Source organism: Paraburkholderia sp. UCT70 (assembly GCF_050434085.1).
Taxonomy (GTDB): Bacteria; Pseudomonadota; Gammaproteobacteria; order Burkholderiales; family Burkholderiaceae; genus Paraburkholderia; species Paraburkholderia tuberum.
The window spans coordinates 357,683-373,039 of the sequence record NZ_JBNPVZ010000003.1 but is presented as its reverse complement, the minus strand read 5'-3'; the positions used below and the strand labels follow the sequence as shown (position 1 = coordinate 373,039).

Below are 15,357 nucleotides of genomic sequence, written 5' to 3'. Positions count from 1 at the left end.
ATCCTCACGCCTGAGATGGCTTCCAGTTGTCCGGAATCACGGCGATCACGTCGATTTCCATCAGCCATTGCGGCTGGCCGAGCGCGCTGACGCACAGCCCCGTCGAAATCGGATACACGCCCTTCAGCCACTTGCCGAGTTCCTGATACACCGGCTCGCGATAACGAGGATCAGTGATGTAAGTCGTCGTCTTGACGATATGCGACAGGTCGCTGCCCGCTTCCTCGAGAAGTTGCTTGACGTTCTTCATCGCCTGCTCGGCCTGCGCGCGCGGATCGCCGAGACCGACCAGCTTGCCGTCGAAATCCGTACCGACCTGGCCGCGCACATAGACCGTATTGCCCGCGCGAACCGCCTGGCAAAGATCGTTATCGAGCGACTGGTTCGGGTACGTATCCTTCGTATTGAACATGCGGATGCGGGTATGCGTAGGCATCAGTTCACTCCCACTTCTTTGGTCTTCGGCGCGGGCGATTCGTCGCACGCGGTATCGGTTGGATTCGCGCCGTGCACGCCGCGCGCGTCCTGCCGACGCTGCGACGCGTCGCGATACGCGAGGTATTTGCGCTGCGTGACGATGTGATCGGCGATGTGCTTTGCGTCGTGCCAGACGCCCCAGATAAACGACGACGCGCGCCGCGACAACCACGGCAAGCCGAGGAAATACACACCCGGTTCCTTCGATACACCGCGCTGATGCTGCGGCTTGCCCTTATCGTCGAATGCGTTCACGTGCAGCCAGCTGAAATCGACGGCATAGCCGGTGGCCCAAATGATCGTGCTCACCCCCGCCTTCTTCAGATCCAGTTCCGGGAGCGGATGCGTCACGCACGCCGGGTCTGGTGGAATCAGGCGTGCGTCGGGGTCTTCCGGCAGGTCCACGCCGTTGCGCTCGACGTAGTCGTCGGCCGCGTCCAGTAGCGACATCAGGTTTTCGTCGCCACGCTTCAGATTGGCGGCGAGGTCCTGTTCGAAGGTCGCGACGCCATTCGCGAACGATCTCGTCGTGCCGACCAGCGTCATGCCCTGATGAGCGAGCCTGCGAAAATCGATGGTCTGGCCGCCGTACGCGCCGCTGACGGCAATGGTCACATGCTCGCGTCCCGGCACGGCGACTTCCTTGTCCCATTCGCCGAGTACACCCAGCCACCAGCAGAAATCGCGACCGCGATAGGCGCGCGGCGGACGGTCATGCGCACCGACGGACAGATAAACCTTGCGGCCCGCGCGTTGCAGTTCGTCCGCGATCTGCACGCCGGACGACCCCGCGCCAACCACGAGCACCGCGCCTTCGGGCAACTGCGCCGGGTTCCGATAGTGGGCCGAATGAAGCTGCGTGAGCTCGACGCCCTGTGGCGCGATGGGGGGAATGACGGGACGCTGGAACGGCCCCGTCGCAACGACCACGCGACGGGCTTCGATCGTGCCATCGGACGTTGCGACCGTAAATCCTGCCCGGCCCTTCAGACGCTCGACGCTCGTGACTTCGACGCCCGTGCGGATCGGCGCATCGAACTTGCGCGCATAGGCCTCGAAGTAATCGGCGACCTGATCCTTGGCGGCGAACCCATCAGGATCGAGTCCTTCGAACTCCATATTGGGGAAGCGGTCGTGCCAGGCGGGACCATTGGCGACCAGTGAATCCCAGCGGCAGGTACGCCAGCGTTCGGCAATGCGGTCGCGCTCCAGCACGAGATGGGGTACGCCGAGTTTGCTCAGGTGTTCGCTCATTGCCACGCCAGCCTGACCCGCGCCTATGACCAGCGTGTCGATCGACAATTTTTCAGCCGACATGGCCTTCTCCTTCTGAAAAGCGCTCTGGATTCAGGTCACTCTCTCTCTTCGGTCGGACAGAATGTACGCCGCGTGGCGGGCAACAAAAACTATATTTTAAAAATGCTTTGCATCGTTTTTCGCTATGCAATCGACAATTGGCGAGCGACAATCGGTTCGACCGAACACGGAGCAACTGATGGACGGCAACTCGATACGCTACTCGTTGCGTCAGCTCAGGTATTTTGTCGTCACGGCCGAGACGCTTTCGTTCACCGCCGCGGCAAAGCGTCTGCACATTTCGCAGCCGTCTATCTCGACGTCGCTCGCGGATCTGGAGGAATCGTTCGGCGTCCAACTGTTCATCCGCCATCACGCCAGCGGGCTGTCGCTCACGCAACCGGGCCGCGATCTGCTCGGCCACGCTCGCAATCTGCTTCAGAACGCCGAAGAATTGCAGTTGACCGCGAAGGAAATCGACGGCGGCATGTCGGGCTCCATCTCGCTGGGCTGCATGGTGTCGCTGGCCCCGCCGCTGATGCCAGGCATCATCAGCCGCTTCGTGCAGGACTATCCGGCGGTCACCTTCCGTACGACGGAAGCGCATCAGGACACGCTTTTGAGCGGCCTGCGCGACGGCTCGCTCGATATCGCGCTGACCTACAGCCTCGATATCACCGATGGAATCGCGTTTACCCCGCTGCTTTCGCTGCCACCGTATGTCATCCTGCCTAAAACACACAGGCTTGCACGGGCCCGCAAAGTGTCGCTGGCCGATCTGCTGCCCGAGCCCTATGTGATGCTGGACCTTCCGCATAGCCGCGAGTACTTCTCCGCGCTGTTCGACGCAGTCGGCAGCCGCCCTACCGCGGCTTTCCGGTCGTCACAGCCTGAAGTGGTGCGTGGCATGGTCGCCAACGGCCTAGGTTACAGCATACTCAACTTCCCGCTGAAGTCGACCCGAACAGTGGACGGCGAAGACTTCGTGATTAAACATTTCAAGGAAAGCGTCAATGCGACGACGCTTGGCATCGCACTATCGGGCACCGTCAAGCCGCGCGAGGTTGTGAAGCGCTTCTCGGCATTCTGTGAAACGTACATTCGGCGCCTCCACATCGGTTAGCGGCCCGGAAAGCCTCTCGGCATAGGCATGAGCTATGCACTGCATGCAAAAACAATATTTTACCTAGCAATTTGGATTGTTAGATTGGTGCTCATCGGATGCACACACTGATGGGGGGCCCCCTATGTCAGCCATTCTTCAGTCGACGGACACTGAGCTCGACATCGTTCGCGCCCTGCGCGAGAACTGCGAGCGTCCGTTCGGGCATGCACACGCAATGCCGCCGGCCGTCTACACGTCGGAGGCGTTTCTCGCGCTCGAACGGCGCGACGTGTTTCGCAACGAGTGGTTGTGCGTGGGCCGCGCGAGCGCGCTCGCACAGAGCGGCGACTATCTGACCGCGCAAATCGACGACCAGCCGGTGTTCGTGCTGCGCGATGCGAGCGGTGCGTTGCGCGCATTCTCGAATGTTTGCCTGCACCGGATGTCGGTATTGCTTGAAGGGCGCGGCAACGTGCGCCGGATCGTGTGCCCCTATCACGCATGGAACTACACGCTCGATGGTTCGCTCGCGGGCGCGCCGTTGATGGATCGGCAGCCGGGCTTTTGCAAGGAACAATACAAGCTGCCTGCCGTGCGCTGCGAGACGTGGCAAGGCTGGATCTACGTAACGCTCAACGCGCACGCGCCTTCGGTGGAATCACATTTGTCCGGGCTGACGAAGCTGATCGAGCCGTACGGCATGAGCAACTACGTCGAGACCTTCCACGAAGAGCACGTGTGGGACACCAACTGGAAGATCCTCGCGGAAAATTTCATGGAGAGCTACCATTTGCCGATGCTGCATCGCGCAACGGTCGGGCCGCACTCGAAGCTCGAAGAAATGGAATGTCCGCCGGGCTGGCCTGCGTTCAACTATCACTGGATCACCAAGGAAGCGTCGCTGCCGATCGGCAACGCGCATCCCAGCAATACACGTCTGCAAGGGCACTGGCGCCGTACCACCGCGCTGCTGGCGATCTACCCGACACACCTGATCACGCTGACGCCCGGCTACTTCTGGTATCTGATCCTGCAGCCGCGGGGCGTCGGCCGCGTGCATATCCGCTTCGGCGGCGGCCTCGCACCGGATTTCGTCGACGATCCGCGGGCCGCCGATTACATGGCTACGCTGAAGACGCTGCTCGACGAAGTCAACGCCGAGGACCGGCGCGGCGTCGAGGCCGTGTTTCGCGGCGTGCACGCGCCACTCGCGAAGCCTGGCCATCTGAGCCCTCTGGAACGGCCGAATTACGACTTCGCCCGCTATCTGGCGGGACGCCTGGGCGCGAAGTGATTTGCCGCCCCACGTGGACCGCCAACACTCTGCCGAGTTACCCATGTCAAGCCAACCATTTATTTCGTTCGACGGCGTCAGCAAGTCATACGACGGCGTGCATAGCGTCGTCGAGGGACTCGATCTCGATGTCGCGCACGGTGAATTCGTTTCGCTGCTCGGTCCGTCCGGTTCCGGCAAGACCACGACACTGATGATGCTCGCGGGATTCGAAGCGCCGACGCGCGGCGAGATCCGCCTCGCCGGCAAGCGTCTGGACGACAAGCCGCCGCATCGGCGCGATATCGGCATGGTGTTTCAGAACTATGCGCTGTTCCCGCACATGACGATTGCCGAAAACGTCGCGTTTCCGCTGTCGGTGCGCAAGATAAGCCGTAGCGAACAGAAAACGCGCGTGACGCGCGTGCTGGACATGGTGGAGTTATCGCATCTGGCGGCACGGCGTCCGTCGCAACTGTCCGGTGGCCAGCAGCAGCGCGTTGCGCTTGCCCGCGCGCTGGTTTTCGAGCCGAGCGTGGTGCTGATGGACGAGCCGCTTGGCGCTCTCGACAAACGCCTGCGTGAAACCATGCAATACGAAATCATGCGGCTGCATCGCGAACTGTCGCTGACGATCGTCTACGTGACCCACGACCAGAACGAAGCGTTGACGATGTCGGACCGCGTCGCCGTGTTTTCCGATGGACGCATCCAGCAGGCCGCCGCACCGACCGAACTCTACGAAAACGCGGCGAATGCGTTCGTTGCCAATTTCGTCGGCGAGAACAATGGACTGACCGGTCGCGTCAATTCCGACGGCGGAGAATGGGCCGCGATGCAGTTGGCCGATGGCAGCACTGTGCGCGGACGCCCAGGCGCCGGGCTCGCGTCGGGCGACACGGCGGTGCTGGCGCTGCGTCCCGAGCGCGCGCACATCGCGGCGACGCCGGACGCCGTGCAGGAAGCGACACGGCAGAACATGAACGTCGTGCACGCGCTCGTCGAGGAACTCGTCTACTGCGGCGATCATCATCGCGTGCATTTGAAGCTCGGTCATGGCGAAAGCATGGTGGTCAAGGTGCCGAACACACAGCACCATGATCTGCCCGCACTGGGCCGTCAGACCGCCGTGACCTGGCGGCGTGACGACTGCAAGGTGCTGCCCGTCATGGCGCCCGCGCCGCATTCCGCCGCCGCGTCCGGCGGCGCCGACTATTCCACTGTTGCCGTTCCCTCGTCCGCCTCGCCACTTATCGCAGGAGCCAACTAGAAATGAAGACCAAGTTCTCGTCATTCCGGACCACCCTCACGGCTTGCGCACTCGGGGTGTTTGCCACCGCCACGGTTCACGCGGCCGATACGATTTCCGTCGTCACCTTTGGCGGTGCGTACGAAGCCGCCGCCAAAAAAGCCTGGTTCGAACCGTTCACCGCGAAAACCGGCGACCAGTTCTCCACCGAGTCCTACGATGGCGGCCTTGCCAAGCTGCAAGCGATGGAACAGTCGAAGAACCCGACCTGGGATCTGATCGACCTCGAAACCAACGACGCGATCACCGCATGCGACGAAGGCCTCATCGCCAAGTTCGACAAAAAGGCGCTCGGCAACACCAGCGATTTCCTGCCCGGGTCGATCAGTGATTGCGCCGTCAGCGCGATGGTGTGGTCCACCGTCTATGCGTATGACACCAGCAAACTGAAATCCGCGCCTACTACCATCAACGACTTCTTCGACCTCAACAAGTACCCGGGCAAGCGCGGCATGCGCAAATCGCCGAAGGTCGCGATGGAATGGGCGTTGATAGCCGATGGCGTGGCGCCCAAGGACGTCTACAAGACGCTCTCCACGCCGGCTGGCGTCGATCGCGCGTTCAAGAAGCTCGACACCATCAAGCCGAGCATCGTCTGGTGGGAGGCGGGTGCGCAGGCGCCGCAACTGCTCGCCGACGGCGCGGTCGTGATGACGCAGGCGTACAACGGCCGCATCGACGACGCCGTGCACAAGGACAAGAAGCCCTTCAAGATCGTCTGGGATGCACAGGTGTACGACTACGAATGGTGGGCCGTGGTCAACGGCGCGAAGCATGCCGACGCGGCACGGAAGTTCATCGTCGCATCCTCGACACCGCAGGCCTATGCGGACCTGTCGAAGTACATCGCGTACGCGCCGCCCCGCAAGGACGCCATTCCGCTGATCGACAAGGCGCGTCTGAACGATCTGCCGACAGCGCCGGAGAACTTCAAACGCCCGCTGCAAATCAACGCGACGTTCTGGGCCGACAACGCGGATGCGATCAACAAGCGGTTCCAGAACTGGCTGACGCAGTAGCGCCAGATCGAACGAACGTCACCCGAGAGATCGAGCACGATGAACACGCAGCTGCCATCCACCGCCCCATTTTGGCCGCGGCCCGCAGGCCGCGAACCGCGAGTCGTTTCGCGCCGCGCGCCGCAAGGCCGCGATGCGCGCGTTGCTGCTGGCTTTGCCGTTGCTCATCTTTCTGCTGGTGACGTTCGTCGCGCCGATCGCGAGCCTGCTCGCGCGCAGCATGCGAAACCCTGAAGTGCGCGCCGGCATGCCGCAATTGAGCACGGCGCTGGCCGGATGGGACGGTGCGGGCGTACCCGGCGAACCGGCCTTTGCCGCACTCGCGCACGACCTGAAGGACGCCAGCGAATCCGGCCAGCTCGGCAATATCGCGCGACGCATGAACTTCTATCGACCAGAGTTCCGCAGCCTGCTGTTCAAGACGGCGCGTGCCACACGTTCGCAAACGCCCGCGCAATGGAAGCCCGCCCTGATCGATCTGGATGAACGCTGGAACACACCGGAAACCTGGCGGCTCCTCAAGCGTGCGTCGATCTCGCCCACGCCCGACTATTTGCTGAACGCCGTCGACGCGCAAGTCGCGCCCGATGACTCGGTGACGTCCGTCGCGGCGGACAGCGCCATCTTCCGCGCGGCCTTCGGACGCACGATCACGATCAGTGCGACGGTCACGCTGCTGTGCCTGGTGCTGGGTTATCCCGTGGCGTATCTGCTCGCGACATTGCCGGAGAACCAGAGCAACCGGCTGATCCTCTTCGTGATCGTACCGTTCTGGACATCGCTGCTGGTGCGGACCACCGCGTGGTATGTGCTGCTGCAACCAGGTGGTGTGATCAACAGCGCGTTGCTCCGCTTTGGGCTCATCAATCATCCGTTGCCGCTGATTTTCAATCGCACGGGTGTGTTGATCGGCATGACGCACATCCTGCTGCCATACATGATCCTCGCGATCTTTTCGGTGATGAAAGGTGTCCCGCCCGTGTACATGCGCGCGGCGAAATCCCTCGGCGCGCATCCGGCTGTGGCCTTCGTGCGAGTGTATATTCCGCAAACGCTGCCGGGTGTCGGCGCGGGATGTTTTCTCGTGTTCGTGCTCGCGCTCGGTTATTACATCACCCCCGCCCTGCTAGGCGGCGCCGGCGACGAAATGATCAGCCAGCTGATCGCGTCGCAGACCAACGATCGGCTCAACTGGGGACTCGCGGGTGCGTTGTCGTGCTATCTGATCGCATTCACGGCGGTGTTCTATTTCATCTTCAACCGGCTGGTCGGTATCGACCGCTTGCGCTTCGGCTAACGCGCCGCGCAATCGACGCTAATGGGTTGTCGCTCCTTCGTATGGTTGATCAACAGGCAGACTCAGATGAAAGACGGACGAACCCGGCTACTCTCGGAACGCATCGCGGGCGCGGGACTACGTGTGCATTGCGCGCTCATTTTCTTTTTCCTCGTCGCGCCGATCCTCGCGATCGTGCCGCTGTCGTTCAACTCCGGCTCATTCTTCTCGTACCCGATGCAGGGCTTCTCGCTGCGCTGGTACGCGCAGGCGCTGAGTTCGCCGGACTGGCAACGCGCGTTGGCGAACAGCATCGGCATTGGCGCGGCGTCGACGCTGATCGCGACGGTGCTCGGCACGCTCGCCGCGCTCGGCTTGAGCCGCACGCAGTTTCCTTACCGCTCGATCATCATGCCGATCATCGTGTCGCCGATGATCGTGCCTATCGTTGTCGTCGCGGCAGGGTTTTATCTGGTCTTTTCGCCGCTAGGCCTGGTCAATTCGTATCTCGGCGTCGTGCTTGCGCATGCCGCGCTCGGTACGCCCTTCGTGGTGATCACCGTGACGGCTTCGCTGCTGTCGTTCGATCAAAGCCTGCTTCGCGCTGCGTCGGGGCTGGGCGCGCAGCCGTGGGTCGCGTTTCGTCGCGTCACGCTCCCGCTGATCACGCCCGCCGTCGCAACGGGCAGTGTGTTCGCATTCGCGACGTCGTTCGACGAAGTGATCGTCATTCTGTTCATTGGCGGCCCCGAGCAGCGCACCGTGCCGCGGCAGATGTGGAGTGGCATCCGTGACCAGATCGACCCGTCGATCCTTGCCGTGGCCACACTGCTGATGGCGTTCGCCATCGCCCTGTTCGCCTGCATGAACTGGTTGCGCAAGCGCGCAGCGGCGGCCAGCCGCTCGTTTGCCTGAGCCGACTGTTGTGCCAGCGTGATGCCGTGGACATGCGACTTGATAGCCTCCCTGTAATGGTCGACCGTTGCCAGCCTCGTTGCGGCAAAGCCGGAACCCTTGGCGCGGCCCGTCCTTGGCCGTTAGTTGCGCTTTTAAAAAGAAAAATATTGAGCGCCTGAGTGTGTGGCGATATGCTTCGCATCGCCGCTAAACCACATGCAACGACCGAGGGTCGCGAAGGAAACGACAAAATGCGATTGCGACGCATCACCGCACGACGCTCACCAGTGCATGGCATGGGACTGTTCGCCCTGCAGCCGATCGCCCCGGGCGAACGGGTGATCGAGTACAAGGGGGAAGTGACCAGCTGGCGGCGCGCCGCCGCCCGTCAGCGAGCCGACGCGGGCCACACGTTCGTGTTTGGGCTGTCCAGCGGACGAGTGATCGACGGCAGCCGCGGCGGCAACAGCGCCCGCTTTCTGAACCATGCGTGCGCCCCCAACTGCGAGGCCATCGAGACCGGCGACCGGGTGTTCATTCATGCGCTCGCCACGATCGCACCCGGGGAGGAGCTTTTCATCAATTACGGTCTGTCAGTGGACGGCCCGGTCACCGACGACATTCGCGCCCAGTACACGTGTCATTGCGGCGCGCCGGCATGTCGTCGAACCATGCTGGGAAATGACGGACAGTCGTCGTAGTCCTGCCGCCGCACAGACGCTTCGATGAGCGATTCCTGCGGCGGTTCATCCGACGCGCCTGCCGCGTCTGTGGTGCGCGTCGATGTCTGGAACATGGCCTCGGGTCGATCGCTGCATGGTCGCCCCGACGCGCTGCGTCGCGTTTCAAGGTACAACGTCACAGCGCAAACAGCCGCCCAAGATGAGCCTCGCAATCTCCCACGCCGGCGAGCCGCAACGCGTGCCACGCCATCGCGTAGTTGCTCGATATCACCGGCTTACCGATCGCCGCCTCTAGCTCCGGAATCAAGCCGGCGATGCGCAAGCTCGTGCACGATACGAAAATCGCCTCCACGTCACGATTGCGCGCAAGTCGCTCAACACCAGTTCGCAACGACGCCGCATCGATCCGCGCCACTTCGTTATCGTTCGCATGCTCGAACGACGCCATGCGCGTAATGCCGTGACCACGCGACTCGATATAGTCGCGCATGTATTCGTTGATCGAACGCACATAGGGAGTAAGCAGGGCCGTACGTTGGACGCCTAGTGCGCGAAGCGCCGCCAGCGCCGCGGTGATCGGCGTAGTGCACGCGGCGTCCGCACGCGCTTCGCGAATCCGCGCGAACACCTTTTCCTCCCCAATCACCATCGACGCGGACGTGCAGCCAAACGCCACCACATCGATACGCTCGGCCGGACGGATCAGCGCGACCGCCGGTGCAATACGGTCCTCCATTTCCGCTAGCCGTTCGGGCGTGATGTCCGCCGAGTTATACACACGGCTTTCGTAGAACGCCACGCCGTCCTGCGTCAGCAAGCCCCGCCACTCATGCTCGATCGTATGATCGGTGGCGAGCACCACGAGCCCAATCGCGGCACGACGGCCGATGCCGTCGTCCAGCGTGAAATCGAGCTTCGTGTACACGTCGTCATGCTGTGCAATCGCACTCATTTCGGAGTCGTCCTGTCATGTCGCGTTCGGGCTCGCGAGTCTCTGTCGTCACTGCCTCTTAAAGGTAGAGGATTGCCGGCGCCTTTGTGTAATGGTTTATACGCAAATACCCTATACCGTCCCAACGCACACCGGCTTCTATCATGAAAGAAGCGCTTTAGTGTCAGCGCTCCGGTGAAACCAGCAGTCACGCCGTTGACCTGGTGGGTATGAATCACACGCAATCGCCCCATTTCCGTCCGCTTTCCGATGTCACCGGTATACCCGTGTGGCGGATCGTCCGATCCCTCTCACAATAAGGAGTCGCTAACATGTTTGCTCAGACGATTGGCTGGTCCGGTGCAAAGCGGGGCTCGCGGCAAACGGCCTTTGCGGGCATGGCGGCCGCCGTGGCCCTGCTTGTCGGCATGGCTCCCGGTTCGGCGCTAAGCCAGGGCGCCACCATCAAGATCGGCGTGCCCGTTCCGCTGTCGGGCAGCAGTGCCAATGCCGGCACGGATATTGTCAATGGCGCGAAGCTCGCCGCCGCCAGAATCAACGCGGCCGGTGGCGTGCTCGGCAAGCAGATCGAGCTGGTGCCCGAGGACGACGCCTGTGATGCGCAGACCGCGGTGCAGGCGGCACAGAAACTCGTCGATGCGGGCGTTGTCGCGGTAGCGGGCGGATATTGCTCAAGCGCGGCGCTGCCGGAATCGACAACCTTTCATCGCGCCGGGATTCCCTACGTGCTGGATGCATCGACGAATCCGCAACTGACCGAGATGGGGTACGACAACGTGTTCCGCACGATCGGCCGCGACGACCAGCAGGGCCCATTCGCGGCAAGCTTCATGAAAGACGTTCTGCACGCGAAGCACGTGGCGGTGATCGACGACAACACGACCTATTCCAAAGGCCTCGCCCAGAACACCGTGCAAGCCCTGAAGAAGGACGGTGTCGATGTCGTGTACGCCAATTCGATCACGCCCGGACAGATGGACTATTCACCGACGCTCACGCGGGTCTCCTCACTGAAGCCTGACGTGATCTACTACACAGGCTATTTCTCCGAAGCCGGCCTGCTGGTCAAGGAGGCGCGGCAACTGGGTCTGAAAATGACCTTCATGGGCGGCGACGCCACCAATGACCCCACCCTGATGAAGACGGCCGGTCCCGCCGCCGACGGCATGATCATCACGACGGCACCGCTCGCGCAGTTCCTGAGCGGCGCGCACGCCTACGTCGATGACTATACGAAGGCTTACGGGCAAGGGCCGGGACCGTACTCGGTCTATGAATACGATGCTGTGGGGGTCACGGCGAAAGCCATCGCGGACGCGAAATCGGCACAGCCTGCCGCGATCACGGCTGCTCTGCACAAGATCTCGAACTACCCGGGCGCGACCGGAACGATTGCCTTCAATCCGAAGGGGGACCGCAGCAAAGCCGTGTACATCACCATCATCGTGCACAACGACAACTTCGAGCCCTACCAGAGGCAGGATGCGAGCGGACATTGGGCGGCGATGAAGTAGGCGCAATTGCGCGCCCCGCGCCGTCATGAGCGACTTCTTCCAGTTCGTCATCGAAGGGCTGACGACCGGCTCGTTCTACGCGCTCGTCGCCCTCGGCTACACGATGGTCTACGGAATCATCCGGCTGATCAACTTCGCTCATGGCGACCTGTTCATGGTCGGCGCGTTCATCGGCTGGACCGGTCTGATGGTTCTTGCATCCGCGCATCTGCCGCTCGCCCTGGCGCTGCTGATCGCCCTTGTGGCCGCCATGACGGTCACAGGCGCGCTCGGCCTGCTGATCGAGCGGCTCGCGTATCAGCCGTTGCTGCGCGCGCCGCGGCTGTCGATTCTGATTACGGCGCTGGGCGTCTCGCTGGCGCTGCAAAATGGGGTGCTGCTGATCTACGGCGCGGGCTTTCGCACCTATCCGCACGTGCTGAGCCAGGCCGGATTCGAACTCCACGGCGTGCAGATCACCTTCGCGCAGATCGGCATCATCGTGACGAGCCTGGCCCTGATGCTGGCACTGTATTTCTTCGTTCACCACACTTTCCTTGGCACCGCGATGCGCGCGCTGGCAATCGATCAGGACGCCGCGCGTCTGATGGGCATCGACGTCGAACGCCTGATCCAGCTCACCTTTCTGCTGGGGTCGGTGCTGGCCGCCGTGGCGGGCGTCATGGAGGGTCTTTACTACACGCAGATCAATTTCTTCATGGGCTTCGTGCTAGGCCTGCGCGCGTTCACCGCCGCCGTGCTCGGCGGCATCGGCAACATCCCGGGCGCGATGGCGGGCGGCATCCTGATTGGCCTGCTCGAAGCCTTCGGCGCGGGCTATGTCTCTTCGCAATGGACCGACGTGTTCGTCTTCGGCGTGCTGATCGCCGTGCTCGTGATCAAGCCGACCGGGCTGTTCGGCGAACGCGTTGTCGAGAGAATGTAGTCCATGAGCGCCAGTCAGGCTTCCGCGCGTTGGGCCAAGCCTCTCGGCGGTACGCTGCTGGCCGCCGCCGTGGCGCTGCCCGCTGTCGTCAGCAACTATGTCGTCGATGTCGGCCTGACCATCGTCACCTATTCGATCCTGGGTCTTGGGCTGAACATCGTAGTCGGTTATGCCGGATTGCTCGATCTGGGCTACGCGGCCTTCTTCGCGATCGGCGCGTACACGACGGCGTTGCTGGAAACCCTGCTGCACTTCTCGTTCTGGGAGACGCTGCCGTTCAGTCTGGCGTTCGCCGGGGTATCGGGCATCGTCATCGGCTATCCCACCCTGCGCCTGCGCAGCGACTATCTGGCGATCGTCACGCTGGGGTTCGGCGAAATCACGCGTATCGTCGCCACCAACCTCGACATCACGGGCGGCCCGAACGGCATCTTCGGCATCGCGAGCCCGAGCCTGTTCGGTTTCGAGATCAGTTCGCCGCTAGCGCTCTACGAACTGGGCATGGCGTTCCTCGTGCTGGTGCTGGTGTTCGCCATCCGGCTCGGCCAGTCGCGGCTGGGCCGCGCCTGGACCAGCATCCGCGAGGACGAGGCAGCTGCCGAGGCTGTCGGCGTGCCGACGCTGCGCGTCAAGCTGCTCGCCTATGTGATGGGCGCGCTGATCGGCGGGCTGGGCGGCAGCCTGTTCGCCGCCCGCTTCGGCACCATCGATCCGACCGGCTTCACCTATCTGCAGTCCGTCACGATCCTGATTGTCGTCGTGCTCGGCGGCCGGGGCAGCATTCCCGGTGTGCTCCTCGGCGCCATCATCGTCGCCGGCCTGCCGGAGATTCTGCGTTTTCTCAACCTCTGGCGCATCTTCGCTTTCGCGATCGGGCTCGTGATCCTGATGCTGTTAAGGCCGCAGGGGTTGTGGCCCGCGCCGTTGCGCCGCGTCGCGCCGGCGCGCAAGGGCGCTGATGCCGATCGCGTCGCTGTGCCCGATCACGCCGTCACCGATGAGATCCTGCTGGAGGTGCGCGACATGCAGCGCCGCTTCGGTGGCGTGCTGGCGGTCGGCGGTGTCAGCTTCATGGTGCGGAGCGGCGAGATCGTGAGCCTGATCGGTCCGAACGGCGCCGGCAAGACCACCGTGTTCAATTGCCTGACCGGTGTCATCCGCCCGACTGGCGGCCAGATCGTCTGGTGCGGGGAACGGCTTGCCGGCGGCGCGCCTCATCGCATCGTCCATCAAGGCATGGCGCGCACCTTCCAGGGCATCCGCCTGTTCGGCCACATGACGGCCTTCGAAAACGTCCTGACCGGCATGGACCATCGGCTTCGGACACCGCTCGCAGCCGAGCTTCTGGCGTTGCCGTCCGCGCGCGCCGAGGCGACGGACCATTCCACCGAAGGCCTGCGCTGGCTCGCCTTCGTCGGACTTGCCGGCAGGGCGGGCGAGCGCGCCGCCGATCTGCCCTACGGCGACCAACGCAGGCTGGAGATCGCCCGTGCGCTCGCCAGCAGCCCTCGCCTGCTGCTGCTCGATGAGCCGGCTGCAGGCATGAACCCGACCGAGAAACGCGCGCTGATGGAACTGATCCGGCGCATCCGGGATCATGGCGTGACGGTGCTGCTGATCGAGCACGACATGATGCTGGTGATGGGCGTGTCGGACCGGATCATCGTGATGGACCACGGCGTCATCATCGCCGAGGGCCAGCCCGCCGCGATCCAGGCGGACCCGCGGGTGATCGATGCCTATCTCGGCACAGCCGAAAAGGACGAGGCGAGCGACGATACTGCCGGGGAGAAATCGCTGTGGGACTCCTAGAAATCCGCGATCTGCGCGTGAGCTATGGGACTGTCGAAGTGCTGCACGGCATCTCGCTGGACGTCGCGGAAGGCGAGATCGTCGCGTTGCTCGGCAGCAATGGCGCGGGAAAAACGACCACGCTGCGGGCGATTTCCGGATTGATCCGGCCGCGCGCGGGCGACATTGCGATGGCTGGCCAGCGCCTGACGGGCTTGCGCGCACATCAGATCGTGGCGCTGGGTCTGGGTCACGTGCCAGAGGGGCGGCGCATTTTCGGCGCGCTGACGGTGGAGGAAAATCTGCATCTCGGCGGCTATCTGATCCGGCGCGACAGTGCGGCATTGCAACAGCGAAGGGATCAGCTCTATGCGACTTTCCCCCGGCTCGGCGAGCGACGCAGCCAGCTGGCTGGCACGCTCAGCGGTGGCGAACAGCAGATGCTGGCGATTGCCCGAGCCCTGATGCTGCGCCCGCGTATCGTGGTGCTGGACGAACCGTCGATGGGACTCGCGCCGAAGCTGGTCCGCGCGATCTTCGGCATGATCGCCGACATCTGCCGCGAAGGCACCTCGATTCTCCTCGTCGAGCAGAACGCCCGCCAGGCGCTGCGGATCGCTCATCGGGCTTACGTGCTGGAAAGTGGGCACATTGCGCTCGCGGGGTCCGCCCGCGAGCTGGCTCAGGATAGCCGGGTCCGCGCTGCCTATCTGGGCGGCAGTGCAATCTCGGCAGAGTAACCCGCCAACTGGGTAATCGACCTTGGCTGAAACGGGTCAGACGTAATGGAGGCAAAACATGTCAGAGATCGATAAGGAAAAGGTCGTTGCAGTGCTGCGT

At 63.0% G+C, this 15,357-nt stretch carries 14 protein-coding genes; 11 read left to right on the top strand and 3 right to left on the bottom strand.

All coding sequences use genetic code 11. The features are described from left to right. Positions 1–4: 4 nt before the first annotated feature. Together OKW41_RS19530 and OKW41_RS19525 are read right to left on the bottom strand one after the other, a co-directional pair. Positions 5–436 (bottom strand): RidA family protein, encoded by a 432-nt coding sequence (locus OKW41_RS19530; protein WP_429573658.1) that lies wholly within the window; start codon positions 434–436, stop codon positions 5–7. Continuing rightward, complete coding sequence (locus tag OKW41_RS19525) at positions 436–1,794, bottom strand: flavin-containing monooxygenase (protein ID WP_429573657.1); 1,359 nt, start codon at positions 1,792–1,794, stop codon at positions 436–438. Before OKW41_RS19525 ends, OKW41_RS19530 begins: the two co-directional genes overlap by 1 nt. Before the next feature lie 178 nt (positions 1,795–1,972). Here OKW41_RS19525 and OKW41_RS19520 point away from each other — a divergent pair, with 178 nt between their 5' ends. From OKW41_RS19520 to OKW41_RS19490, 7 genes are all read left to right on the top strand, one after another. After that, the gene (locus OKW41_RS19520) at positions 1,973–2,896 is read left to right on the top strand and encodes a LysR family transcriptional regulator (RefSeq protein ID WP_429573656.1); all 924 of its coding nucleotides are present in this window, start codon (positions 1,973–1,975) and stop codon (positions 2,894–2,896) included. A gap of 124 nt (positions 2,897–3,020) precedes the next feature. Further along, entirely contained in the window at positions 3,021–4,172 is a 1,152-nt protein-coding gene (locus OKW41_RS19515; RefSeq protein ID WP_429573655.1) for an SRPBCC family protein, read from the top strand. A 43-nt stretch (positions 4,173–4,215) separates the two neighbouring features. Beyond that, the gene (locus tag OKW41_RS19510) at positions 4,216–5,421 is read left to right on the top strand and encodes an ABC transporter ATP-binding protein (protein ID WP_429448400.1); all 1,206 of its coding nucleotides are present in this window, start codon (positions 4,216–4,218) and stop codon (positions 5,419–5,421) included. A gap of 2 nt (positions 5,422–5,423) precedes the next feature. Continuing rightward, complete coding sequence (locus OKW41_RS19505; protein ID WP_429448402.1) at positions 5,424–6,479, top strand: ABC transporter substrate-binding protein; 1,056 nt, start codon at positions 5,424–5,426, stop codon at positions 6,477–6,479. 133 nt (positions 6,480–6,612) lie between these two features. After that, on the top strand, positions 6,613–7,776 hold the full coding sequence (locus OKW41_RS19500) for an ABC transporter permease (protein WP_429573654.1): 1,164 nt from the start codon (positions 6,613–6,615) through the stop codon (positions 7,774–7,776). Between the two features lie 66 nt (positions 7,777–7,842). Next, positions 7,843–8,670 carry an ABC transporter permease gene (locus OKW41_RS19495; RefSeq protein WP_429573653.1) on the top strand — a complete coding sequence of 276 codons (828 nt, stop codon included), beginning with the start codon at positions 7,843–7,845 and terminating at the stop codon, positions 8,668–8,670. A gap of 233 nt (positions 8,671–8,903) precedes the next feature. After that, positions 8,904–9,353, top strand: a complete 450-nt coding sequence (locus tag OKW41_RS19490) for an SET domain-containing protein (RefSeq protein ID WP_429573652.1) — start codon at positions 8,904–8,906, stop codon at positions 9,351–9,353. 157 nt (positions 9,354–9,510) lie between these two features. On the opposite strand, the gene OKW41_RS19485 is transcribed toward OKW41_RS19490, so the two are convergent. After that, positions 9,511–10,287: a maleate cis-trans isomerase family protein gene (locus OKW41_RS19485; protein WP_429573651.1), complete on the bottom strand. Its 777-nt coding sequence runs from the start codon at positions 10,285–10,287 to the stop codon at positions 9,511–9,513. A 311-nt stretch (positions 10,288–10,598) separates the two neighbouring features. On the opposite strand from OKW41_RS19485, the gene OKW41_RS19480 reads away from it, so the two are divergent. Genes OKW41_RS19480 through OKW41_RS19465 form a run of 4 tightly spaced genes read left to right on the top strand, consistent with a single transcriptional unit; the run spans position 10,599 to position 15,257 of the window. After that, a complete protein-coding gene (locus tag OKW41_RS19480) occupies positions 10,599–11,801 on the top strand; it encodes a branched-chain amino acid ABC transporter substrate-binding protein (protein ID WP_429573650.1) in 1,203 nt (400 codons plus the stop codon). A gap of 25 nt (positions 11,802–11,826) precedes the next feature. Beyond that, a complete protein-coding gene (locus OKW41_RS19475) occupies positions 11,827–12,726 on the top strand; it encodes a branched-chain amino acid ABC transporter permease (RefSeq protein ID WP_018422469.1) in 900 nt (299 codons plus the stop codon). A gap of 3 nt (positions 12,727–12,729) precedes the next feature. Further along, positions 12,730–14,538, top strand: a complete 1,809-nt coding sequence (locus OKW41_RS19470; RefSeq protein ID WP_429573649.1) for an ABC transporter permease subunit — start codon at positions 12,730–12,732, stop codon at positions 14,536–14,538. Then, positions 14,526–15,257 (top strand): ABC transporter ATP-binding protein, encoded by a 732-nt coding sequence (locus OKW41_RS19465; protein WP_429573648.1) that lies wholly within the window; start codon positions 14,526–14,528, stop codon positions 15,255–15,257. The genes OKW41_RS19470 and OKW41_RS19465 overlap by 13 nt, the downstream gene beginning before the upstream one ends. The last annotated feature ends 100 nt before the right edge of the window (positions 15,258–15,357 follow it).

Coding starts and splice junctions, on each gene's coding strand:
- OKW41_RS19530 (WP_429573658.1), bottom strand. CDS start 436: ATGCCTACGCATACCCGCATCCGCATGTTCAATACGAAGGATACGTAC.
- OKW41_RS19525 (WP_429573657.1), bottom strand. CDS start 1,794: ATGTCGGCTGAAAAATTGTCGATCGACACGCTGGTCATAGGCGCGGGT.
- OKW41_RS19520 (WP_429573656.1), top strand. CDS start 1,973: ATGGACGGCAACTCGATACGCTACTCGTTGCGTCAGCTCAGGTATTTT.
- OKW41_RS19515 (WP_429573655.1), top strand. CDS start 3,021: ATGTCAGCCATTCTTCAGTCGACGGACACTGAGCTCGACATCGTTCGC.
- OKW41_RS19510 (WP_429448400.1), top strand. CDS start 4,216: ATGTCAAGCCAACCATTTATTTCGTTCGACGGCGTCAGCAAGTCATAC.
- OKW41_RS19505 (WP_429448402.1), top strand. CDS start 5,424: ATGAAGACCAAGTTCTCGTCATTCCGGACCACCCTCACGGCTTGCGCA.
- OKW41_RS19500 (WP_429573654.1), top strand. CDS start 6,613: ATGCGCGCGTTGCTGCTGGCTTTGCCGTTGCTCATCTTTCTGCTGGTG.
- OKW41_RS19495 (WP_429573653.1), top strand. CDS start 7,843: ATGAAAGACGGACGAACCCGGCTACTCTCGGAACGCATCGCGGGCGCG.
- OKW41_RS19490 (WP_429573652.1), top strand. CDS start 8,904: ATGCGATTGCGACGCATCACCGCACGACGCTCACCAGTGCATGGCATG.
- OKW41_RS19485 (WP_429573651.1), bottom strand. CDS start 10,287: ATGAGTGCGATTGCACAGCATGACGACGTGTACACGAAGCTCGATTTC.
- OKW41_RS19480 (WP_429573650.1), top strand. CDS start 10,599: ATGTTTGCTCAGACGATTGGCTGGTCCGGTGCAAAGCGGGGCTCGCGG.
- OKW41_RS19475 (WP_018422469.1), top strand. CDS start 11,827: ATGAGCGACTTCTTCCAGTTCGTCATCGAAGGGCTGACGACCGGCTCG.
- OKW41_RS19470 (WP_429573649.1), top strand. CDS start 12,730: ATGAGCGCCAGTCAGGCTTCCGCGCGTTGGGCCAAGCCTCTCGGCGGT.